This window comes from Pseudoalteromonas lipolytica, from assembly GCF_003515105.1.
Taxonomy (GTDB): domain Bacteria; phylum Pseudomonadota; class Gammaproteobacteria; order Enterobacterales; family Alteromonadaceae; genus Pseudoalteromonas; species Pseudoalteromonas lipolytica.
Genome location: NZ_CP032090.1, coordinates 2,326,607 through 2,350,355 on the forward strand (window position 1 = coordinate 2,326,607; position 23,749 = coordinate 2,350,355).

Annotated in this window: 17 protein-coding genes and 1 other RNA gene; 8 read left to right on the forward strand and 10 right to left on the reverse strand. The window is 42.6% G+C overall.

Annotated elements, in window-relative coordinates; all coding sequences use genetic code 11:
- Positions 1–29: 29 nt before the first annotated feature.
- Entirely contained in the window at positions 30–536 is a 507-nt protein-coding gene (locus D0907_RS10615; protein WP_118844432.1) for a YdcF family protein, read from the reverse strand.
- An 8-nt stretch (positions 537–544) separates the two neighbouring features.
- Positions 545–1,138, reverse strand: coding sequence for a TetR/AcrR family transcriptional regulator (locus D0907_RS10620; protein WP_036967326.1), 594 nt, complete (start codon positions 1,136–1,138; stop codon positions 545–547).
- A 174-nt stretch (positions 1,139–1,312) separates the two neighbouring features.
- On the opposite strand from D0907_RS10620, the gene D0907_RS10625 reads away from it, so the two are divergent.
- Both D0907_RS10625 and D0907_RS10630 read left to right on the forward strand, forming a co-directional pair.
- Positions 1,313–2,332 carry an MBL fold metallo-hydrolase gene (locus D0907_RS10625; RefSeq protein WP_118844807.1) on the forward strand — a complete coding sequence of 340 codons (1,020 nt, stop codon included), beginning with the start codon at positions 1,313–1,315 and terminating at the stop codon, positions 2,330–2,332.
- A gap of 126 nt (positions 2,333–2,458) precedes the next feature.
- Positions 2,459–4,096 (forward strand): M28 family metallopeptidase, encoded by a 1,638-nt coding sequence (locus tag D0907_RS10630; RefSeq protein ID WP_118844433.1) that lies wholly within the window; start codon positions 2,459–2,461, stop codon positions 4,094–4,096.
- Positions 4,097–4,153: 57 nt separating this feature from the next.
- Here D0907_RS10630 and D0907_RS10635 read toward each other — a convergent pair whose 3' ends face one another.
- The 4 genes from D0907_RS10635 to fabB form a co-directional block, all read right to left on the reverse strand.
- Positions 4,154–8,458, reverse strand: coding sequence for a FimV/HubP family polar landmark protein (locus tag D0907_RS10635; RefSeq protein ID WP_118844434.1), 4,305 nt, complete (start codon positions 8,456–8,458; stop codon positions 4,154–4,156).
- A 320-nt stretch (positions 8,459–8,778) separates the two neighbouring features.
- The gene (locus tag D0907_RS10640) at positions 8,779–9,795 is read right to left on the reverse strand and encodes an aspartate-semialdehyde dehydrogenase (protein ID WP_036967318.1); all 1,017 of its coding nucleotides are present in this window, start codon (positions 9,793–9,795) and stop codon (positions 8,779–8,781) included.
- A gap of 31 nt (positions 9,796–9,826) precedes the next feature.
- Positions 9,827–10,948: a 4-phosphoerythronate dehydrogenase gene (locus tag D0907_RS10645; RefSeq protein ID WP_065978085.1), complete on the reverse strand. Its 1,122-nt coding sequence runs from the start codon at positions 10,946–10,948 to the stop codon at positions 9,827–9,829.
- Positions 10,949–11,123: 175 nt separating this feature from the next.
- Entirely contained in the window at positions 11,124–12,338 is a 1,215-nt protein-coding gene (gene fabB, locus D0907_RS10650) for a beta-ketoacyl-ACP synthase I (protein ID WP_036967312.1), read from the reverse strand.
- A 179-nt stretch (positions 12,339–12,517) separates the two neighbouring features.
- On the opposite strand from fabB, the gene mnmC reads away from it, so the two are divergent.
- Positions 12,518–14,563: a bifunctional tRNA (5-methylaminomethyl-2-thiouridine)(34)-methyltransferase MnmC2/FAD-dependent 5-carboxymethylaminomethyl-2-thiouridine(34) oxidoreductase MnmC1 gene (gene mnmC, locus D0907_RS10655; protein WP_118844435.1), complete on the forward strand. Its 2,046-nt coding sequence runs from the start codon at positions 12,518–12,520 to the stop codon at positions 14,561–14,563.
- Between the two features lie 136 nt (positions 14,564–14,699).
- Positions 14,700–15,338 carry an SDR family oxidoreductase gene (locus tag D0907_RS10660; protein ID WP_036967306.1) on the forward strand — a complete coding sequence of 213 codons (639 nt, stop codon included), beginning with the start codon at positions 14,700–14,702 and terminating at the stop codon, positions 15,336–15,338.
- Here the strand turns inward: D0907_RS10660 and D0907_RS10665 are convergent.
- Positions 15,335–16,108, reverse strand: coding sequence for a sulfite exporter TauE/SafE family protein (locus D0907_RS10665; RefSeq protein ID WP_118844436.1), 774 nt, complete (start codon positions 16,106–16,108; stop codon positions 15,335–15,337). The genes D0907_RS10660 and D0907_RS10665 overlap by 4 nt on opposite strands.
- A gap of 192 nt (positions 16,109–16,300) precedes the next feature.
- Here D0907_RS10665 and D0907_RS10670 point away from each other — a divergent pair, with 192 nt between their 5' ends.
- Entirely contained in the window at positions 16,301–17,017 is a 717-nt protein-coding gene (locus D0907_RS10670) for an enoyl-CoA hydratase/isomerase family protein (protein WP_118844437.1), read from the forward strand.
- 88 nt (positions 17,018–17,105) lie between these two features.
- Here D0907_RS10670 and ssrA read toward each other — a convergent pair.
- Positions 17,106–17,462, reverse strand: a transfer-messenger RNA (tmRNA) gene (ssrA, locus tag D0907_RS10675).
- Between the two features lie 278 nt (positions 17,463–17,740).
- Between ssrA and D0907_RS10680 the strand changes: the two genes are divergently transcribed.
- The gene (locus D0907_RS10680; protein ID WP_118844438.1) at positions 17,741–19,366 is read left to right on the forward strand and encodes a FapA family protein; all 1,626 of its coding nucleotides are present in this window, start codon (positions 17,741–17,743) and stop codon (positions 19,364–19,366) included.
- Here the strand turns inward: D0907_RS10680 and rnt are convergent.
- On the reverse strand, positions 19,350–20,030 hold the full coding sequence (rnt, locus tag D0907_RS10685) for a ribonuclease T (RefSeq protein WP_118844439.1): 681 nt from the start codon (positions 20,028–20,030) through the stop codon (positions 19,350–19,352). The genes D0907_RS10680 and rnt overlap by 17 nt on opposite strands.
- 216 nt (positions 20,031–20,246) lie before the next feature.
- Here rnt and D0907_RS10690 point away from each other — a divergent pair, with 216 nt between their 5' ends.
- Positions 20,247–21,125, forward strand: a complete 879-nt coding sequence (locus D0907_RS10690) for a flagellar protein MotY (RefSeq protein WP_036967246.1) — start codon at positions 20,247–20,249, stop codon at positions 21,123–21,125.
- A 25-nt stretch (positions 21,126–21,150) separates the two neighbouring features.
- Here D0907_RS10690 and D0907_RS10695 read toward each other — a convergent pair whose 3' ends face one another.
- Positions 21,151–22,056, reverse strand: a complete 906-nt coding sequence (locus D0907_RS10695) for a DMT family transporter (protein WP_036967245.1) — start codon at positions 22,054–22,056, stop codon at positions 21,151–21,153.
- A gap of 401 nt (positions 22,057–22,457) precedes the next feature.
- Between D0907_RS10695 and D0907_RS10700 the strand changes: the two genes are divergently transcribed.
- On the forward strand, positions 22,458–23,660 hold the full coding sequence (locus tag D0907_RS10700) for an aromatic amino acid transport family protein (RefSeq protein WP_176714534.1): 1,203 nt from the start codon (positions 22,458–22,460) through the stop codon (positions 23,658–23,660).
- Positions 23,661–23,749: the final 89 nt, after the last annotated feature.

The window sequence follows — 23,749 nt, forward strand, 5'->3', positions numbered from 1 at the left end:
TAAACATTTAAAAGCCGCGCTATAAAATTTTATAGCGCGGCTTTTTTGTAGCTTAAAATATTTTGCTCTTCTCTTAACATTGCCTGCTGTTCATGAGCACGTAACAAAGCAAGCTCCTCATCTGGTAAAGGCGTGACTGCAGGCACACACTCAAATTCCATCAAAGGCATAATGTGTCGAAAAACATAATGAACACGTTCAATATGAAACTCAGAGCTGACTAATAGTACTTTTTTAATCTCTGCACGGTCTAAAATAGGCTGTGCAAGTGTCGCATCTTCAAAGGTAAAACGGCTTGGGGCATGCGCCAAAAAGCGAGATACTGGAATACCTTGTTTAACTAAATACCGCTTGGTTAATTCGCCATGCGGATACGCACTTTTATTAAAGCTGCCAAAGCCACCTGTACACAATAGACTTGCATGTTGATGATCGCGAAAAACGGCGTAGGCTTTATCACAGCGTGCTTTTGCAATAACAGATAATCTGCCGTCAGGTTCATTTGGAGCGCCTAATACTACAATTGCCGTTTTCATCAGAAATACTATCGTTGATAACGCGCTAAAAACATTTTCACGGTTTCGCTAATCACTTTCTCTTCTGTGTCGCCATTTTGGCGCTCAAATCCATACAAAAGAGGATAAAAGATCAGCGATTTTAATTGATACACAAACTGTTTAGCCGCAAATTCAGCATCGTCAATATGTAACACATGCGCGTCACTGGCCGCCTCTAAAAAAGCCACTAAATCTTGCATGCAACCCATACTGTTGTTGGCGAGCGACTTAGCTAAATCGGGCTGTTGGAGCATTTGCATAAAAGCCACTTTCGCTATTTTTAGAAACTCTTCCGAGGTAAGCAAAGCCACCTCTTGCACAGCAATTTGTGTTAACTGCTCTGCAATAGGGTGTTGCTTATTAAAAATAACGGCTTTTTCTTGACGCACTTTTTCAAACATAAACACCAGAATAGCCTGAAACAGCACACCTTTATTTTCAAAATGATTATAAACAGTGCGTTTAGAAGCGCCCGCTAAGCTTGCAACCTGATCCATACTCGTCTGTTCAAAACCTTGTTGAAAAAACAACGTTTCAGCTGCATTCAAAATATCGAGTCGTTTTCTTTGTGATAATTTCATGTACTTCCCCCATGACATCAATAGTGTAACGCAAAAATAAAAAATGCACTAGATAGTTTACTTTTAAAGCAAACAATGAAAAACTACACCACTCAGTTTACTTATGGTAACGATATGAAATTTCTAAGATGACTCGTAATCGCCACAGTATGCTTCATGGTCGGCGTGTTAATTATGAATAATCAAATTGCCGCTGAAGGCGTAAGTGATGACAGTCACTCAGCTCAATTAGTAGATGGCACCTTCTATAATAATGCAAAGGTTGAGCAGCCTGGTTTTAGAAAAACGCTGGGAATCTTCATACGTTTCATGACAGAAAAGAAAATTGATGCAGAACCCAAACACGAACTGCCTATGTATGCTTTATCAACACAGCAGCTTGCGTCTTTATCGAATGACAGCGTCCATTTTGTGAAACTGGGCCACTCATCAATTTTAGCTAAAGTGTATGGTGAATTTTGGCTGTTTGATCCTGTATTTTCCGAGCGAGCTTCGCCATTTTCGTTTATGGGACCAAAGCGTTTTCAACCTACGCCAATACGCATTAAACAGTTACCTCACATTGCGAAGGTTTTTATCTCGCACAACCATTATGATCATTTAGATAAAGCAGCTATCAAGCAACTGGCCGACAAAACCGACTCTTTTTATGTTCCGCTCGGTGTAGAAAATGATCTCATAAAATGGGGGGTAAAAAAGCAAAAAGTGCTTAGCTTTGATTGGTGGCAAGACCATACGACTACAAACAGCCAAATCGTTTTTACACCCACACAGCACTTTTCAGGCAGAGGCTTAACGGATAGAAACAAAACACTGTGGGGGTCATGGGCTATAAAAGTAAAAGACAAACGCTTTTATTTTAGTGGTGACTCTGGTTATTTCGCGGGCTTTAAAGAAATTGGCAAACGCTATGGGCCATTTGATATTACCTTTATTGAAACTGGGGCTTACGACCAAGAGTGGTCGAATATTCACATGACACCAGAGCAATCTGTTCAAGCGCATTTAGATTTACACGGAAATATCATGGTCCCAGTGCATAATGGCACATTCGATTTAGCATTTCACGCCTGGTATGAACCACTCAACCGCGTGACTAAAAAGGCTGTACAAGATCATGTCTCGCTAAGCACCCCACTAGTTGGCGAGGTATTCAGTATTCACGATCCTGCGATAAACAAAACCTGGTGGTAATTTTTCATGGCTGAAAATTGAATGATTATCTATTCATCCTGCATAATCAGTTGTTTGTAGCGTCTTTCTGGACAGCCCTCTTCTCGTCCCATATAGTGAAACTCTGTACAATCAACCAGAAAAACTATGACAACTTACCTTAAATACGCAAGTTTAGCGCTTGCCGTAGGTTTATTCGGTTGCTCTGAGCAACCAACCCCAAGCGCTGATGAAGCAAGCACTGATAAACTAAGCACATCCACGCTTGAAACCGTCAACATTGACAAAGTACGTTCACACATTAAAACGCTTGCCTCTGATGAGTTTTTAGGCCGTGGTCCACTCACAGAAGGCGAAACTCTGACCATTAACTACTTAGCTGACGAATACAAAAAGCTAGGCTTAACGGGCAGTTTTAATGGCAATTTTTTACAGCCAGTGACAATGGCAAAACTCACGCCTGATCAGAATATGACGCTAAAGGTTGGCGAGTTAAGCTTTAATGCTGGCAGTGATTTTACCGCACGCACGCAACAAATTAATCCAGAGATCAACATTGCTGGCTCTGACGTGGTGTTTGTTGGCTATGGTATTAATGCCCCAGAGTATAACTGGGATGACTTTGCTGACATTGATGTAAAAGACAAAACAGTTATTGTACTTGTCAATGACCCAGGATTTGCGACTCAAGACGACACGCTATTTACAGGCAATGCCATGACCTATTATGGTCGTTGGACTTACAAATACGAAGAAGGTGCACGCCAAGGTGCAAAAGCCGTATTTATCGTGCACGAAACAGCACCAGCCGCTTACCCTTGGGGAGTTGTTGAAAGCTCGAACACAGGCAGTAAATATACACTTATCGACCAAGACAATAATGCATCAGACATTCCTGTCATGGGATGGATTGATGAGCAGGCCGCAAATGAAATTTTTGCTCAAGCAGGCTTTGATTATCAAACCGAAAAAGCCAACGCATTAAAAGCTGATTTTAAGCCGCTTGATTTAAAAGCGAAAGCGGAGCTGACATTGAAAAGTGATATCTCCCAAGCACAATCGCATAATGTTGTAGCAACACTTAAAGGCAGTGAAACACCTGATGAATACATCGTTATTGGCGCTCACTGGGATCATTTTGGTACGAAGCAAACCGAAGAGGGACTGAAGATTTATAATGGTGCTGTCGATAATGCTTCAGGCACCGCAGCCACTATTGAAATTGCCCGCATTTTGAGTGAAATGCATAAGAAAAAGCCATTCAAACGCTCAATAATCTTCGCAAATTTCACCGCAGAAGAAACAGGGCTAATTGGTTCAGAGCAATTCGCTACCGGTGAAATTGCCCCCACCAAACAAATGGTGGCACTGCTTAATATCGATGGTATGAACGTACTTGATGGCGTTGACTACATTTTACAATACGGCAAAGGCATGTCTGAAATGGAAGACTACCTAGCTGAGGCAGCACAGTCACAAGGACGTCACGTAAAGATGGATCCAAGACCACAGAATGGCTTGTTCTTCCGCTCAGATCATTTTTCATTGGCTAAACAAGGTGTGCCAAGTTTGTTATTTATGAGCTTAGGCGATACAGACCCCGACTATATTGCTCATAAATACCATAAAGAAGCTGACGACTATTCGCCGCAATGGTCAATGGGCGGTGTGAAACAAGACATTGAACTGATTGTTGATATTGCAGCCAAGCTTGCAAATAACGGTGATTGGCCAAAATGGAAAGCCGAGTCTGATTTCAAGGCTCGTCGTTTACAAGATAGGTAATACCCTAGATTAAATACAAAAAAACCGAGACTTGCTCGGTTTTTTTACTTTGATACTTTATGACTTAATTTTAGCTTTTAAAGATAGCGCCTCTTCTTGCACTTCTTCTGGGCCATTGGCAATCACATCTTCAATTGCCTCTAGCGCAGAATCAAAATCATCTATTTCGATATACGCTCGCGCTAAATCAAGCTTAGCAGAGTAACCCCCACTTTCAGCATCAACATCTGTAGGGTTATCACCTGCAAGCAAGTCATTAAAATCGCTAAGACCCACATCCATATCAACATCGTCATATGGTTCAAAATCAAGCGCTTCATCATCACTCTGTTCAAGCAATGAATCTATATCAACAAACTCATCGTCTGTTTGCTTAGAGGCTTGTTCATCTGAGGGTTCAATATCAGTTGAAAAGTCACTTTCGTCTGCGGCTTCAACTTGCAGGTCTTCATTTAACAGTGCATTGAAATCAACGTCGAATTCACTGGCATCCGTTATGTCTGTTTCATCCGGTTCGGCGAGCTCATTAAGCAATGCATCAAAATCTGTTTGCGTCAGATCTGCCATAAAATCATCATCGATTTCATCATCTGAAAGCTCACCGATACCGTCACTATCCGCAAGCGTAGATTCAATATCAGCCAGTGTTTGCACATTATCTGCAACACTTTCTAGTTCAGAGTCTTCTAACTCAAACTCTTGTAAATCATCAAGCTCTGGTAGCGAGTCATCTACTGTTACTTTATTTTCAAGTTCAGCAGAGTCGCTTTCAGGCTCAAATGCATCAGCTTCAGTGAATTCATTATCGAGCAAAAGATCATCATCAAAGTCATCTTCAAGCTGGTCAAGTTCATTGCCACCTGCGAGTGAGTTAGCTAGATCTTGCTCTGCTTGGCTCGGCTTTATCGTATCTTCGTTTTTGAGCTCTGTGTCATTATCATCTAACTCAAAACCTGCTTCATCTAGCTCAAGTTCTGGGTATTCCTCCAGTTCTTGGCTTGGTGTCACCGTATCTTGCGTTAAAGGTTCGTCTTCAATGTCTAAATCAAATTCATCGGTTAACTCGTCCTCGGCAAGCGGGTCGTCACCTAAATCAATTTCGACCTCTTCAAAGTCCTGCTCGGGTTCATCAATAGACCAATCTGGTGGGGCAACATAGTCTTCGTCTTCACCGATTTCGTTGAGCAGTTCATCAACACTTTTTAATGCCGGATCATCATATTCATCTAAGCGGTCATCTTCGTCTAACAGCTCATCACTGTCTTCATTAAATTCCTGATGCAGAGCTTCATCAATGTCTACTTCTTCTGTGCTATCAACTAATTCAGATGCCACTGATTCTACATTCATGTCATCAATTGCTTGATCAGCATCAGCAAGATCAGCTAATGAGTCTTGTAGATTTTCGTTATGCTGCGCGTTGTTGTCTTCTTCGTTCGATAGGTCAGAGATTTGCGCTTCTGTCTCTTGCTTAAGCTCATTTGCTTCTTGAATGAGTTCATCAATATCATCGAGATCATCGTCTTCAGTAATCAGCGAATCATCTAACTCATCTTCATCATCAAGTGTATCGACGCCTGTCTCTTCATCGGCTTTATCTTGATCTGTTTCGACTTCATCAAGTAAGGAATCAATGTCGTCAATATCAAGCGCGTCATCAAGCTCATTTTCATCAACCTGTTCATCGAACTCAGGTTCTTCATCGACTAATGGCTCTTCACTCTGCGCGTCTTCAATTGCAGCTTCATCCGTTGCAACCTCATCAAGTAGTGAGTCAATGTCGTCAACATCAAGTGCATCGTCTAGCACGTCTTCGTCAACAGACTCGTTTTCATCAACCAACGCATCTTCATCAACTAGATCGTCAACTTGAGGTTGGTCGTCAGCTTGAGGCTGCTCATCCTCTTCTGGCTCTTCACTGAGTGTTTGTTCAGTCGTTACTTCATCTGTTGCAGCTTCATCCATTACAACGTCATCAAGTAGTGAGTCAATGTCATCAACATCTAGCGCATCGTCTAGTTCATCTTCGTCAACTAGCGCGTTTTCATCAACTAGCTCGTCAACTTGAGGCTGGTCATCCTCTTCAGGCTCTTCAGGCTCTTCAGGCTCTTCAGGCTCTTCACTGAGAGTTTGTTCTGTTGCGGCTTCATCCATTGCAACGTCATCAAGGAGTGAGTCAATGTCATCAACATCGAGTGCATCATCTAGTTCATCTTCGTCAACTAGCGCGTTTTCATCAACTAGCTCGTCAACTTGAGGCTGGTCATCCTCTTCAGGCTCTTCACTGAGAGTTTGTTCTGTTGCGGCTTCATCCATTGCAACGTCATCAAGGAGTGAGTCAATGTCATCAATATCGAGTGCATCGTCTAGTTCATCTTCGTCAACTAGCGCGTTTTCATCAACTAGCTCGTCAACTTGAGGCTGGTCATCCTCTTTAGGCTCTTCACTGAGAGTTTGTTCTGTTGCGGCTTCATCCATTGCAACGTCATCAAGTAATGAGTCAATGTCGTCAACATCGAGTGCATCGTCTAGTTCATCTTCACCAACCAATGCATCTTCATCAACTAGCTCGTCAACTTGAGGCTGCTCTTCAACTTCAGGCTCTTCACTGAGTGCTTGTTCGGTTGCAGCTTCATCCATTGCAACGTCATCAAGTAGTGAGTCAATGTCATCAACATCTAGCGCATCATCATCACTCGCTTCATCTAATAAAGCATCAATATCGTCAGCATCGACCGATTCATCTTCCAGTGTGTTCGATGAGTGTGCTGGCTGTTCATCCGTTTGCACGTCATCAATTAAGCTATCGATATCAAAGTCATCTTCATCGATTAATTCAGCATCAATAGTGCCTACAGGGGTCTCGTCCGCTTCATCGAGTAAGTCGTCAATGTCATCTAAATTAACATCTTCATTTTGCTCTGAGCTGGTAGTATTGTTTTGCTCGTCAATTAGGCTGTCAATATCAAAATCGTCTTCGGCAAGCTCTTCACTTAATGCCGCCATATCATCGTTTTTGTTGCTGTCTTGCGAATCATCGGTGTTGTCGCTGGCGAATAGATCATCAATATCATCCGCACTTAAAATATCGCCTGAAGAGTCGACTTGTGATTGTTCACCTTCTAAATCAATTTCATCGCCTAAGCTGTCGTCATCAGATTGATCAAAATCTTGCTGTAAAAATGCGTCTAAATCATCATCTTCACTGCCTTCTGACTCATCATTAAACACAATATCGTCACTTAAAAGCCCTTCGAGTTCATCTTGATTTAAAACACTGTCATCGTCGTCAAAACTATCATCAATACTGTCATCAAAGATAATGTCATCATCTGGCAGCATATCTTGGTCTAAGTCATCATCTAAGCGAACACTCAGATCATCGTTATCTTCAACGGGGTCAGGAATAAGCGGATCATTATCGACTAGAGGGTCTAACTCATCATTTTCAGTGTAAGTTGGGCTTTGTGGTAGAAACTCATCGTCATCGCTGGCTTCTGGCTCGTTGTTATTTCTTTTTTTCAAAAACAACACAACAGCCGCAATAATAAGTAACGCAGGAATGAACATTAGAGCACCGAGAACAAATGGGTTGCTTAAAATTGACGACACGTTAAGCCCACTGTCCTCTTCAATCTTTTTTGCTTTTTGCTGCTCTATAATCTCATTCTGTTTGGCAATTAACTCTTTAAGTTGCTTTTGAATTTCACTGTCTTGTCCGAGTTGGTCACGAACCGTTTCTAGCTCTTTCGAAATACCTGTTAGCTGTTGTTTTAACTTATTATTTTCGGCAAGAATTTCTTCAACATTATCGACCGATGTTTTAAATTGCTTTTGCAATTCAACAAGCTGCGTGCCTTGCTCAGTTTTGATTGTGTTTATTTCTTGTTTAAGCTCTTGCTTTGCTTCGTCTAAATCGACTTTACGAGCTTGCGTCACCTTTTTTTGCGATTCGTTTATTTCGGCGACTGTTAATGTGCCATTTTTCTTTTTCTCCCACAGCTCATCGTCTTGCTCAGATCGGGCTTTCGCTAGGGTCGGGTTAACAGCACGCATTTCTGCAATAGTAGGAATTTTAAGATACGCGCCATCACGCATGTGATTCAGGTTTTGATCTAAAAACGATGACGGGTTTTTGTCGTACAATGCTTGCATAACCTGATAAATGCTTACAGAGTTATCAGGTCGAATTTTAGCGGCAATACGCCACAGAGTATCAGTCGGTTTTATTGGACCAATTGATCGCCCCTGCGCACCATAATCGACGCCTTTAGGGCCTTTAAGAGTGGAGCCTTCATCAGAGTAAGTCGGTGTTACCACCAAGGCAGACGCTAATATGAAGAGTGTTGCTAAACCGCGCATGCTGATCCTTTATGTTTTAAATGTTAACGCAGCAACGTTGGTTGCTTAAACATCAAGTAATTCTTGCAGAATTGATTCTTAATTATGCTTTCTTGCAAGCTCTATTCCAGCTGCAAACTATAAACCAGTTGGTGAGCAATATCTATTGCAACACTTTGATAGTAAATAGCTTAAATATTAGCGGCTGAGAGACTTTTTTATTGTTATGTTAAGTTTATACGCTTTTACAGCGTATGCGGCAATAATTTGGCACTGAAAACATAAAAAAAGCGGCAATTAGCCGCTCTCTTTACTGAATGACTCAGTCAAAATCATCAGATTTAAAGGTAGTTTGCAATTAGCTCTTCAGCGATTTGCACACTGTTCGTTGCAGCCCCTTTGCGCGTGTTGTCACTCACTACCCACATGTTTAAGCCGTGTGGATGAGAAATGTCTGCACGTAAACGACCAACATACACAGTGTCATTACCACTTGCATCAGATACCGCTGTTGGGTAATCACCCAAGTCATCAATCAGTTCTACACCCGGTGCATCATTCAGTAACTGTTTTACATGCTCAAGATCAACTGGCATACGTGTCTCAATATTAATCGCTTCACTGTGACCAAAGAAAACCGGAACACGAACACACGTTGGGTTTACCACGACACTCGTGTCACCTAAGATTTTTTGTGTCTCGTTCACCATTTTCATTTCTTCACGGGTATAACCGTTGTCTTCAAAAGTATCGATTTGTGGGATGACGTTAAAGGCAATCTGCTTAGGAAAAACAGCATTATCCATTGGACGCGCATTCATTAGGTTAGCAGTTTGCTTAGCAAGTTCATCAACGGCCTCTTTGCCCGCACCCGACACAGCCTGATAAGTCGATACATTAATACGGTCAATACCGTATGCATCGTAAATAGGCTTTAACGCGACCAACATTTGAATAGTTGAACAGTTAGGATTTGCAATGATATTGCGGTTTCTAAAATCCGCTAAGCTCGATGCATTCACTTCAGGTATCACTAATGGTACATCGAAGTCATTGCGAAAATGCGAGGTATTATCAATCACCACACACCCTGCGTCTGCAGCAATGGGGGCGTACTTTTCAGAAACATTTCCCCCAGCTGAAAATAAACCTATGTGTGCCTGGCTAAAGTCAAACCCTTCTACGTCGAGTACTTCAATCGATTCACCACGGAATTGTATTTCCTCACCCGCACTGCGGCTACTCGCAAGCAAGAACAACTCGCCAACCGGAAATTTACGATCTTCTAAAGTTTCGATAATTTGACGACCCACTAAACCTGTGGCGCCTAAGACAGCAACATTAAATTTTTGCGACATGTGTTTTCCTCATATGAATAAAGTACTGACTTTATTCGTTAATTCTAAATCCCAGTGCAGCTAAAGCGGCTTCACAGGCACTGTTTGCAGCCACCGACAGTGTATTAAACTCACGTCGTGGCGGGTAATTTTTCCGTAGGCTATCAAACCCTTCTTGATTTAACTTACTACGCAAAATGCCATCATCACGACGAACATCGTAAATAAGGTGTACTAAGCGGCCTATGTCATCTAACGTAAAGGTTTCACCGAGCGAGACAGCATGGCTAATTGGTTCAGGTAAAAAATCTTCCAGCGACTTCAGTGCTGCAACCCCCTCAAGTTCGCACACTTTTTGGTACAACATTTGAGTACCACGGGCTTTTCCTTCAAGGGTATGGCCTGCAATGTGCACACTCGCAAAACGCACATAATTAAGTAGCGGAGTGAGTATATTTGGCTCGTTTTCCCAAACATCAAGCACGCAATCAAGTTTCGCTCCTTGCTCAAATAACTCTAGCAAAGCCTGATTATCGATAACATCACCACGGCTTGCATTAATAAGCGTCGTGCCATCTTTAAGCTTAGCTAAACGTTGTTTGTTTAACATATGCAACGTTTTATACGGCCCCTGCTTCACCAACGGCACGTGAAACGTAATAATATCGGCAGTGTCAAGAAGGGTATCAAAATCAGTATGTTCTACTAATTCACCCGTCTCATGCTTAGGAGGATCGCAGAGCAATACGTTCATACCCAGTAGGTTTAACTTATCGCGCAGACAACTACCAATGCTGCCTACCCCAACAATACCAATGGTTTTACCTTGCAGTGACTCAGCATTTTCTTGGCATAAAGCATATAAACTACTAATAACATATTCTGCTACAGCAACGGCATTACAGCCCGGCGCACTGCTAAATGCAATATTGCGCTCAGCCAGTAGTTCAGTATCAATGTGGTCAACACCTATGGTTGCCGTACCAACAAACTTCAACTTATCTGCCTGAGTTAATAACGCGTTATCAACATTTGTCACTGAACGAGTTAATAGTATATCAACCCCAGCCAACTGCTCAGGTTGTAAGTTACGGCCATCAAATCGCTCAACATCACCAAAATCGGCAAAGTACTGCTCAACCAATGGCATATTTTGATCTGCAAGAATTTTCATCTGTGTGTCCGAGAAGCAGAAAAGTGGCGCTATTGTAACGAAAATATAGCTATACGGATAGCGTAACTACTCATACAGACTCACGCTTAATAAATATAAAAGGCAAAGAATACAGTGCAGAGTTAGAAACGAAAAAGCCGAGCAAACGCTCGGCTTTGGCAAATACTGGAGAGGTTTAACCTTTATATTTGCTCATTACTAGTGTGGCGTTTGTGCCACCGAAACCAAAGCTGTTAGACATTACTGTATTCAGTTCAACGTCTTTACGCTCAGTAACAATGTTTAGACCTTCTGCTTGCTCATCTAACTCATCAATATTGATAGAAGGTGCAACAAAGTTGTGCTCTAGCATTAACAACGAGAAAATAGCCTCATGAACGCCTGCCGCACCTAATGCGTGACCCGTCATTGCTTTTGTTGCACTGATCATCGGTGAGTTACCGCCAAACACTTCTTGAATTGCGCCAAGCTCTTTAACATCACCAACTGGGGTTGAAGTACCGTGCGTATTTAAGTAATCAATGCCGCCTTCAAGACCTTGCATTGCTTGCTTCATACAACGTACCGCACCTTCACCTGATGGTGCTACCATGTCGTAACCGTCAGAAGTTGCACCATACCCTGTGATTTCAGCGTAGATGTGTGCGCCACGAGCAAGTGCATGCTCAAGCTCTTCAACGACAACGATACCGCCACCACCAGAGATAACAAAACCGTCACGGTTTGCATCGTAAGTGCGCGATGCTTTCTCAGGAGTTTCGTTATATTTAGTCGACAATGCGCCCATTGCATCGAATTCCATCGCCAGTGTCCAGTGAAGCTCTTCACCACCACCCGCAAAGATCACATCTTGCTTGCCAAGTTGAATTTGCTCAACCGCATGACCAATACAGTGTGCAGATGTTGCACAGGCAGAACTAATTGAGTAGTTAACACCTTTAATTTTGAATGGTGTTGCAAGACATGCCGACGTGGTGCTCGCCATCGTGCGCGGTACCATGTATGGACCTACACGCTTCACGCCTTTTTCACGAAGAATGTCAGCAGCTTCAACTTGCCATTTAGATGAACCACCACCCGAACCCACTAATAAACCAGTGCGTTCGTTTGAAACTTGCTCTTCATTAAGGCCTGCATCTTCAATTGCTTGTGCCATTGAAATATAAGCATATGCTGCTGCATCGCCCATAAAACGCATCGCTTTACGATCAACAAATTCTTTAACATCAATATCGATTTTGCCTGAAACGTTGCTACGTAGGTTGTAATCAGCAAACTCTTGGTTGAACGCGATACCACTACGGCCTTGTTTTAATGATTCTAATACTTCTTCTTTGTTGTTACCGATGCTTGAAACAACACCGATGCCCGTAATAACGGCTCTTCTCATGGGTAATTACCTTAGCTCTATACTAAATTGTGTTCTATTTTACGCTGAAAATACACGTTAAGTGGTCAGCTTTCTAGCGTACACATGTACTCTGAATGTGTAGCTTATAAATAACGCCAGACTATTTCAAAGAAAACACGTAAAATAATGAAAAAAAGTTGTAGTTATTTAGTTAAACCATGATCAAAAACGCAAATATACATTTTAATCACCTTGGTACACCCGTCGCCGATCAGTTTGACGATGTTTACTTCTCCAATGACGATGGCTTAGCTGAATCGCATTATGTGTTTTATCAACAAAACAATATCTCGCAACGATTACAAAATCATGACCGCGCGCATTTTGTTATTGCCGAGACGGGTTTTGGTACAGGGCTTAACTTTTTAAATACCTGGCAGCAATTTGCTGCTCACCTTGATAGGCAGCATGACAAGCAAGAAGTTCAAAATCAACACGACCTTAGTGTAAATAAAAGTGACAATAGCTCGGTTAGCCGCTTGCATTTTATCTCATTCGAAAAATTTCCAATTAAACGTGATGACCTTGCCCATGCACTAAAAGCGTGGCCTAGCTTACACACATTTAGTGCCCAGTTAATTGCTCAATACCCCATTAACCTTGCTGGCTGCCACAGATTAGAATTTGCCGACGGGCGAGTCGTACTCGACCTTTATTTTGGTGACGTACAAGACAGCATTGATGCCATGAGTTATCCATGTGAAGGCGTTGTTGATGCATGGTACTTAGACGGTTTCGCGCCGAGTAAAAACCCCGATATGTGGCAGCAAAGTGTGTTTAATAAGATGCGTGCAATTTCACGCGAACATGCCACCCTAGCTACGTTCACAGCTGCAGGATTTGTTAGACGCGGTTTAATTGAAGCCGGTTTCGCTATGGCCAAAGCCAAAGGCTACGGCAAAAAACGTGAAATGCTGATTGGCACCTTAACAACACCCACAGAGCAGCAATCTGGCCCTTCGTATTTTTCTCATCATGCAAGTACATTAAATAACGTTGCTGTTATCGGTGGCGGCATCGCCAGTAGTAGTGTGATGTACTCTTTAGCAAAAAGGGGCATTACAACGACACTTTTTTGCCAAGATGACGCACTTGCTATGGGGGCCTCACACAATGTTCAGGGCGCTGTTTACCCGCACCTGCAAGCCAAGAACTCACCGCACAGCGAAATGTTTGCGCATAGCTTTTTATACGCAAAACGCCTATATCAACAATTACTCGATGACGGCTTCGACTACCCTCACCAATGGTGTGGTGTATTGCAACACGCAGTAAAACAGGGCTTGGCCGATAAACACCAAAATTTAGCCGACAAAGCGCTTTGGCCAACTGAATTAATGCGCAATGTCAGTGCGACTGAAGGCGATGATATTGCGGGAGTAAACACAGGCTACTCTGGCGTATTCTTTGAACAAGGTGGCTGGGTAAACCCGCCTGCCTTAGTGACCGCCCTCTTTAATAAGGCATACTCACTCAATCCAATTAAAACCCATTTTAACTGCCATATTGAACAACTTGAAAAAACAGAATCAGGTTGGGTGTTACACACAAAAACACAGCAATTTGGTCCATTTAGCGATGTAATAATATGTGCGGGCGAGCATAGCGACCAATTTAAGCAAACCCAGGCATTGCCCGCTGTAGGTGTGCGTGGTCAGGTATCGCATGTTGAGGCAAGTGAGCAATCCAAACAATTAAAAACGGTGCTGTGTCATAAAGGATATTTTACCCCTGAGTTTCAAGAGCATCACTGCATGGGGGCAACATTTGAGAAAAACTCAAAAAGCCGCGAAGTGAAAGAGCAAGACAACCAAACAAATCGAGAACAACTGCTTAGCTTCTATAAAGACAGTGACTTTGCCACATCATTAGGCGAAATTACCGCAGCCAAAGCAGCAGTAAGATGCAGCTTTATTGATCACCTACCAATGGCTGGCGAGTGGGCGGAGCAAGACGATTATGTCAATGCCTTTGCGAATTTAAGACTCGGAAAACGTTACCAATATCAGCCCTTAGCAAAACCTCAACAAGGCTTGCATGTGCTTACAGGGTTTGGGGCAAGAGGTCTGTGCAGTGCGCCACTGTGTGCCGAACACTTGGTCGCCTGCTTAAACAATGAACCCAGACCTTTTAGCGAACGTGTTAGCCAAGCAATTCACCCTGCTCGCTTTATTATTCGCGACCTAATTCGTAATAAAATCTAAAAAGACAGGGGGCTAAAAAGTCCCCTTCTTTTTCAAGCCGATTACAAATTAGTTTAATTTGTCCCTTTAAAATTAAGATCACACCCCAAAGTAGTAAGTTACACGTAAAAGTTAACGCAACTGGAAGGAGTTTGGTATGAAAACCCTAATCATAGGTGCAAGCGGACAAATAGGTAAAATGACCACCCAAAAAATGCTCGCTCAAGAGCATGAAGTCGTGGCATTAGTACGTGATAAAAGCAAATTGACTGATATTGAGCACCCAAACCTGAGCATTGTTGAGCAGGATCTAGAAAATGATTTTAGTCGCGCACTTACAGGGGTACAGCAAGTTATTTTTAGTGCCGGCTCTGGTGGTGCAACCGGTGCCGATAAAACCTTGCTCATTGATTTATGGGCTGCGGTAAAAGCAATTAACTATGCAGTTGATGCACAGGTTGAGCACTTTATCATGGTAAGCTCCATTGGCGCTGATGATCCCGATGGCATTGAAAGCAGCATCAAACCCTATTTAGTGGCTAAGCACATGGCCGATGAGCATCTACTACACAGTGGCTTACATTACAGCATAGTAAGGCCAGGCACACTCCTTAACGAATCGGCGTCTGGATTATTCACCATAAATCGTCCTGCAACACGCCAAGATGCCGTGATAAACCGAGAAGATGTCGCTGATGCACTGGTTTATATCGCCAGTCATAAACCTGATAAATCGCAACTATTCGAGTTATTTAATGGTGACAAACCACTCGACGAGCTATTAGCAGGTAACTAAGCAAACACAAAATAGATTCCCTGCCACGCAAGTTGCAGGGAAAGTAACGTCAGTACTAAACGAAAAATCTGTTTAAATTTATCTGATGAGATACGGTGCAATAGCTTCAAACCCAGCCAAGTGCCTATTGCACCACTCATAATCATCGACATTACAAGCGGCAACCACTGCCAAAATGCAAACCCGACAGCACCATACAAAATAGCCTTTAAAGTATGCTGCAGCGTCATACAACTCGAAAATGTCGCGGTAAATTGCAGCTTATTGTAGTTATTTACATACAAACAACTACCAACCAGCGGCCCACTGGCACCCACAAACATCGAAATAAACGAGGTCCAAAGCCCTGCTAAAATGCGCCAAAGCGTTGATGTTTCTCTGATCTTAGGTGTCACACCCCAAAGCAAATAGAGCACAAAAGCTGCCACCACTATTTTCATTAACTCAAGCGGAATAGCGGTGACGATAGTTGACGCTACCAGTGCACCAAAGATTCCTCCCAACGAGAAATATAAAAACATAGCGCCATCGATATGCTTAAAAGTATATAAAAAGCGGTTCGCGTTAGAGCCCAGCTGCACTAAGCCGTGCACAGGGATCACCACACTCATAGGCATCATTGACGCCATAATGACTAACAACATTAACCCGCCACCAGCACCAAATGCAGCAGACACCATCGAGGTAAAACCTGCCAATATAATTAAGATAATTGTGCTGATCGGGCTTAACAACCCCCCACTAAAGAAATCCCAACTTACCAGTTCCATTATCGCGCTTTAAATAGAGTGTTTAGACTAAAATTACCATGGCAAGATAGTATTAGCGACTGTTTGAAACTGCATTTCGACTAAAAGCGGAGAACCTCCTCAGCACTCAAACTGGTCGGACTAGAGGTTTATTTTGTGCAACTGATGGTATATAACTATACCTATAACAAAAGAAAACGATAAAGGCACACCATGACCCCCATAAACGTAAGCACACAAGGCAGTGTTGCTATTCTCACAATGACCGCAGGTGAAAACCGCCATAACCCCACGTTTGCAGAAGCATTTTTAAATTGCCTTAATGACATTGAAGCGAACTCAGAACACAAAGCACTGATTATTACCTCAAGTGATGAAAAATCGTGGAGTTTAGGTATAGACACCGACTGGCTAATGCCCGCTTTAAAAGCACAAAAATATGAAGAAGTAAGTGGTTTTATGCACGCTATGGATGCCGTATTTAAACGTTTGTTACTTTACCCAATGCCAGTTATTGCCGCTATTAATGGCCATGCATTTGGTAATGGGGCTATTTTAGCGTGCGCCTGCGATTTTAGATTTATGCAAAGTAACCGCGGCTTTTTCTGTTTTCCTGAAGTTGATTTATCGATTCCGTTTTTACCAGGCATGATTGAATTTGTAAAAAAATCGATGCCTTATTACCGCTTTAACGAAATGAAATTGACAGGACGCCGGGTTACAGCAAGCGAGCTTGTTGCAGACCACGTCATCGAACAAGCCTGCCCCGACAGCGAAAGCTTGTTTAATACCGCATTCGAATTTGCCAGCCAGTTCGATAAAAAACGCCCTATATTTGCCGAACATAAAAAGCGCCTTCATAAACACATCATCGAAACGATTGATGTTGAAAACAAACCCATCATCGATGCCGTTCAGTTAGTTGTGTGATTTAACGTGAATAACCCTTTATAATCAATGAATTAGGGGTGTATTTTAGGCAATAAAAAAGGCCGCTCTGAGAGCGGCCTTTTATGTTTGGTGGAGCTGGGGGGATTTGAACCCCCGTCCGAAAAGCCTCGACCTTTGGTACTACATGCTTAGTATCGTCTTTTAGTTAACCTTTACAGCTCGGACGAACACGATCTGCAAAGGCGAGGCCGCTTAGTTTTAACGCTTCAACCCCGGCCAGGGTTTCCGTCGCGATCATGTGTAAGGGTGACACTCCAAAATCCAGTCCACAAGAATACATGGAAGGAGCGCTAGCCAGCCTAAGCTGCTAGAGAGTAGTTATCGTCGTTTGCGATTACTTTAAATTGCGGCTTTTTTACGAGGCCAACCGCACCTCGACATGCACCTCGGGCGTCTTGAATTCCGTCGAATCCTAATCAGCCCCTGAATTTGGTATCTCATTCAGAGTGTATGTGAAGTATAACTGAGTAAACCCTTTATACTCAAGGCATTAATCAGGTTATTTTGGCATAACCCCTTTGAGTGCTGAAAAACCAAACAGGAAAAGTCAGTTTTTATACGAATTTTCACATATTAAGCATACAAGTTCTTAACATCATACAAAAGTTGTGCTGAAATGGGAGACGTTGTTACCTCTTCTTAAAACAATCCTGTAGCAACGGAAAAATAATAATAACAGGCCTCTTTTACAGGACTTACTTGATGTCGATGTTTTTGTTCGATGAGCAAAGTGGATATGTATCCTTGTGTGAGCATCCGCGCGATGCTGGCTTTCCCATAACGAGTTCACAACTCCTTGAGTTAATTGAGCAATCGTCTTACGCAGACTGTGAACTTGTTGATGCTAATATTGGCAAACTTTTTACACCTAGCAGTCAATATCAAAATCAATCATTGGTTGTTGCAAAAGCCGTTGATGCACATATTGAAATCACCGTTGATGAAAAAAATATGATTGCAGAAGCGAGCCTGACAACAGCACGTGGTGGCAAAGTTGTGAGTATGGATGATGCACAAGCAGCGCTATCTGCTGCGGGAGTTAAGAGCGGCATAAGTCACCCTGCGCTTGATACTTTTTTAGGTCAGCAGTTTAAACAACCTGCTGGTGCGCACTACAGTGCTATTGTTGCGCATGGTCGTAACCCAAAAGATGGGAACGATGCACGGTTTGTCCGATTATGTTCAACAGCACAAGATCGCGTTCTTAGCCCACAAGCCACATCGGGTGGCAAGGTTGATATGCGAAACTTGGGCGCGATTATCACGGTTAAGCCCGGTGCGCCACTTATGCAACGTATTCCTGCAACTGCGGGTGAAAATGGCTTTACTGTATTTGGCGATACTTTACCCGCGCAAGCAGGTAAAGATTACCCCCTAGAGCCCTTTGAAGGGACCCGCCTTGATCCGATGAACAGTAATTTACTCATTGCCGACACCAAAGGGGTGCCCGTTGCACTGCCCCGCGGCATGCGCGTAGACGATGTGTTGTGTTTTCATCATGTTGATATCAGTACGGGCCATGTTGAGTTTGATGGCAGTGTTATCATTAGTGGCGATGTTAAAGATGGTATGTGCGTTAAAGCTACAGGTGATATTACAGTACTGGGATTTGTTGAATCAGCAACAATCGAAAGTAAAAGCGAAGTCACTATTATGCTCGGGGCCATTGGCCGGCACCGAGAAAATGAAGATCACTTTACATGCAATATAAGCGCAACACGCACTATTTCGGTTGGGTATGCACAGTTTTGCCATATTAAAAGTGAGCAAGATCTGTTTATAGAGCGTCAAGCTCTGCACTGTGATTTAAGTGCACGTCGTCTAATTCGTGTCGGTAAAGCGAATAACCCTCGCGGCAAAATTATTGGCGGGAATATTTTAGATGCAATGCGCATCGAAACCGGTGAGCTAGGTGCGCCATCAGGCACTAAAACCCGTGTCTTTATAGCGCAGTACTGGCATGATTTAAGACAAAAGCAACAACAAATCAATGACTTTGAAAAGCTGCTTGCCAGTAAAGCAGCCTCCTTACAACAAGCTCGAAAAAAAGCGAATAAAATAACCAATGCAGCTCAACGTGCGCATTACATCAATAAAATAACGGCCAGTGAACAACAAATAAAAATTAAAACCGCAAGCACTAAGAAAAAGAAATACCTTGTTAAGCAAAAGATTGCGCGTTTGTTGGCAACCAGTCGCTTAAAAGTGAATGAGTTAATGCATCCGGGCGTTGAGCTGAAAATAGCACAAGAGAGTAAACATTTTTCACGTATTTACCCTCCCCACTTAGTGCGATACTTCGAAGGGAAAATTACTCAGTCGTTTTAGCGGCTGAGTCTAGCTTTTCACTCTCTTCAGCTTGCTCTGGCAATGGCCATCCGCCTAGTTGTTGCCAACGATTAACAATTAGACAGAATAATTCTGCTGTGCGCTCTGTATCATAGAGCGCTGAGTGGGCTTGTTTATTATCAAACTCAATACCCGCTGCACGACAGGCTTTCGCTAATACAGTTTGCCCCAACGCAAGCCCCGCTAGAGAGGTCGTATCAAAACTCACGAACGGATGAAACGGTGTGCGTTTAATTTTACAACGCTCTATCGCCGCATTTAAAAAGCCATGATCAAAAGCCGCATTATGCGCAACCACCACTGAGCGCTGACAACCTGCCGCTTTTTGTGCTTTACGTACGGCTTTACAGATTTCTTTAATGGCCTCTTCTTCAGGCACCGCACCGCGTAACGCCGAAAATGGGTCTATGCCATTAAAATCAATCGCGGCCTGCTCTATATTCGCGCCTTCAAATGGCTCAACATGAAAATGCACCGTATGGTCAATGCTTAACACTCCATCGTCATCCATTTTTAAAACAGAAGCAGCGATTTCAAGTAACGCATCAGTGTCTTTATTAAACCCTGCCGTTTCAACATCAATAACCACGGGGAAAAAGCCACGAAAGCGTTTTGCGAAAAGAGTTTGTTCAGTATTTTCCATAGTCTTCTTGGTTTGCCAGTGTAAGCTGGCTATTATGTCAAAAACCACAGCTGCTCTGCTAGAGCAAAAGCGATTAAATCACAGATTCTTACAGGGTTTTTAGGCACAATAATTGCTTTAACTTAATGAGCTAACACGCTGTCAGGCAGTTATGGACTGCTTGCTATAAAACTTGCCAATTATTTGGCATTGATGATTTGTTGGAGATTTACTGTGATGAAGCTTTCATTACTTTCTTTAAGCCTCGGCCTTTTAACAACGTTTGCAGCCACGCATGCAAGCAGTGCCATGCGCGAATACACTGCTACCGCAGATACTTCAAATTGGCAAATGGTTAAAACATCGCGCTTAGAATGCCAATTAAATCATGAAGTTCCTTTTTATGGCGAAGCCATTTTTAGCACTTCTGCCAGCAAGAATAAAGACGTCAACTTTAATCTCGACATGGTTGTACGTCCAGAAAATTACAGTATTGCTGGTTTAAAAGCTGTGCCGCCCAGTTGGCGTGCAGGCCTACCAGCACGCGATATTGCGAATATGAAATTATTACGTAAATTTGACGGTGAGCTAGGCAATAAAACGGCTTGGGAAATGCTGACAGAGCTCGAAAAAGGCTATCAGCCTACTTTTTATTACCAAGATTGGCAAAACCGTGCCGATAAAATTGCCGTAGGCTTGTCGAGTGTTAATTTTAAACAAGCCTATTGGGCTTTTTTACAATGCCGAGATGCCATGCTGCCTTACAGCTTTGAAGATATCTCATTCACGGTAATGAACTATGAACCTAACTCCAGTAAGCTGACAAAATCATCTCAAAAACGCTTAGATAAAATAGCCGAATACCTCAAATATGACACCAGTATTTCTGCTATTTCAATTTCATCTTATACCGATAGCTACGGTGGTCGTTGGAATAACCTTGAGCTTTCTAAAAAGCGGGCTAAAGCAATCAAAGAGTATATTGTGAGCTTAGGCATCGATGAAAATAAAGTGGATACCGAAGGGTTTGGTGAAAAACGCCATGTTGCCACTAATGACAATATTTTAGGGCGAAATACAAACCGTCGCTTGGTTATTCAAATTGCAAAAATGTAGTCGCCGCTATACGGCGACTACACTGCTAATTCATTTTAATTGGCTTAACGCGTTTAAAGCGCTTAAGCCACTTGTCACCAAATTGAAAAAACGCCAAGCTAATCATAATGACAGTTGCGCCAACAATCAGTGCTTGATCAATCGGCTCATTATTAAATATGCCGCCAATTGCAATAGCAAAACTTGGTGTAATTAAGGTGGTCAAGGCTACCGTGCTGGCATTCAGTTTTTGCAAAACATGAAAATACGCCAATGCACCGATTAACGATCCAAACACCCCTAAGTACACAATCGAGTAAAGCGACTTTACGCTCCAAAGCTCGCTATTGAGTTGACCATCAACCAATAACCAGGTTATAAAAAATAAAGGCGTTACAAAGACTAAAGCACCGAATGTCGTCGCCATTGGGTGAATAGCGATTCGAACACGTTTGATCATCACCCCGCTTAGGCTGAAAAAACACACCGCCATAAATACATACAGCAACCCACTTAGCTGCTCTACCCCACCTTGAATATGACGCTGACTTACTAAAAAAAGACCGATTAGTGCACACCCAAGTGAAGCGAGTTTTAGTGTGCTGAATTTTGGCTCATTTAAAATTTTCTGCGCCAGTAATCCCGATAAAATAGGTGCCAAACCAAACATTAACGATATTAAGCCAGAAGGCACTGTTTTGGCGGCCATATAGCTCAGTAGCATGCCCCCAAATATGCCGATACTCGAGTATGCATATAAGAATAAGGCGCGACGATGCCAAGGCACTCGGATATTAGCGATAGCAACCACCAATGCAGCAAGCACAAGACCCACCAGCATTCTTAACAAGACTGCCAATGTGGGCGCAACGGTTTCACTACTCCAAACAATACCTAGAGGGGTTGTAGACCAAATCACCACCATTAAAAAATATGAGGCTTTAACTGGCACAAGCTTATTCCTTTAATAAGGCGAAAAAAGCGGAGGAAAAAAACAAAGAATGGCCAACCGCTTTGAACGCGGTTAGTAAAACTTACTTAATTAACCGCAGCACATAACTGACCACACGGCTGGCGTTGCCAGACGCATACTGCGATTATTTGGTCGTTTATTTAGCTGCATCATCATCATAAAAAAGTAAGTAGAAGAGCGTTAAGAATCTGCCTATATGATTATTTTGTCAACTCAAAATTACGACAATGTAGAATAAAATTAAGCCTAATATTTACGCGCCTAACCGTGCTTGTAAATCATAAGTTACAATAAGTTTCTTTGATTTATAACAAAACTATTTAAGTTTTATTAAACAAGTTATATCTTGCATGCCTCTCACGAAGTTTAAGGGTCAAAAAGTGCTTAAAAATAAAACAATAGGTAGCATGTTAATTGTTGCTGGCACCACCATAGGAGCAGGGATGCTGGCATTGCCCATCGCCTCTGCGGGGCTTGGGTTCACCACCGCGCTGTCACTCATTTTATTAATTTGGTTTTTAATGACTTACACGGCTCTATTAATGTTAGAGCTTCATCAATATGCAGACAGAGACGCGACACTCAACACCTTGGCTAAATCTTGGTTGGGCAAGCGAGGGCAATGGGTGGCTAACTTTTCAGTTATGTTCTTGTTCTATGCCCTATGCGCCGCATACATAGCAGGCGGTGGTGCACAGTTGCAAGAAAAGCTAAATAATGGCTTGTCACTCTCGCTGGCCCCCCAAGTTGGCTCCGTTATTTTAGCCGTGGTCATTGGTACCGTAGTAACACTGGGCACAAGTAAGGTTGATAAGCTTAATAGAGTGCTTTTCACAATTAAAGTGTGCGTACTGGCAAGCTTATTTTATATGCTCACACCGTATGTGCATGGCCAGCACCTACTCGAAATGCCTATTGAACAAGGTTTAATTCTTTCAGCTATTCCGGTGGTGTTTACATCTTTTGGCTTTCATGGCTCCATTCCATCGATTGTTAAATATGTGGGTCTCGACATTAAGACTTTACGAAAAGTCATGGTGGCAGGTGCCGCATTACCACTCGTCATTTACATTTTTTGGCAACTGTTGAGCCAAGGCATAATGAGCCAAAATGACTTAATGCAAAGCCAAGGTTTATCTGGCTTTGTTAGCAGTGTAGCAAGTATTGCACATAACCCTCATGTTGCGACTGCGGTCAATGTTTTCGCAGATTTAGCACTCGCCACGTCATTTTTAGGTGTGAGCTTGGGTTTATTTGATTTTTTTGCTGATGCCTTTAAAAAAGGTGATGGCAGTAAAGACCGTATTAAAACGGCATTAATTACCTTTGTACCGCCCCTTGGTTTTGCATTATTTTACCCACAAGGTTTTATTATGGCCCTTGGCTACGCTGCGATTGCTTTGGTTATTCTGGCCGTATTTTTGCCTGTCGCCATGGTTTACAAACAACGCCGAAGCCAACCTGAAACAGGTTACCAAGTAAAAGGGGGTAATGTTGGTTTAGTACTGGCGGCTTTATTTGGTGTGCTAATCATTAGCGCCCAAGGTTTACAGATGGCTGGTGTAATCCCTGCTATTGGTTAATAAAAATCACACACTGAAAAAAGGCACCTTTGGTGCCTTTTTTCATTATTTTGAGGGATTAAACGGGTCGCTACCTGCGTTAAAAATTG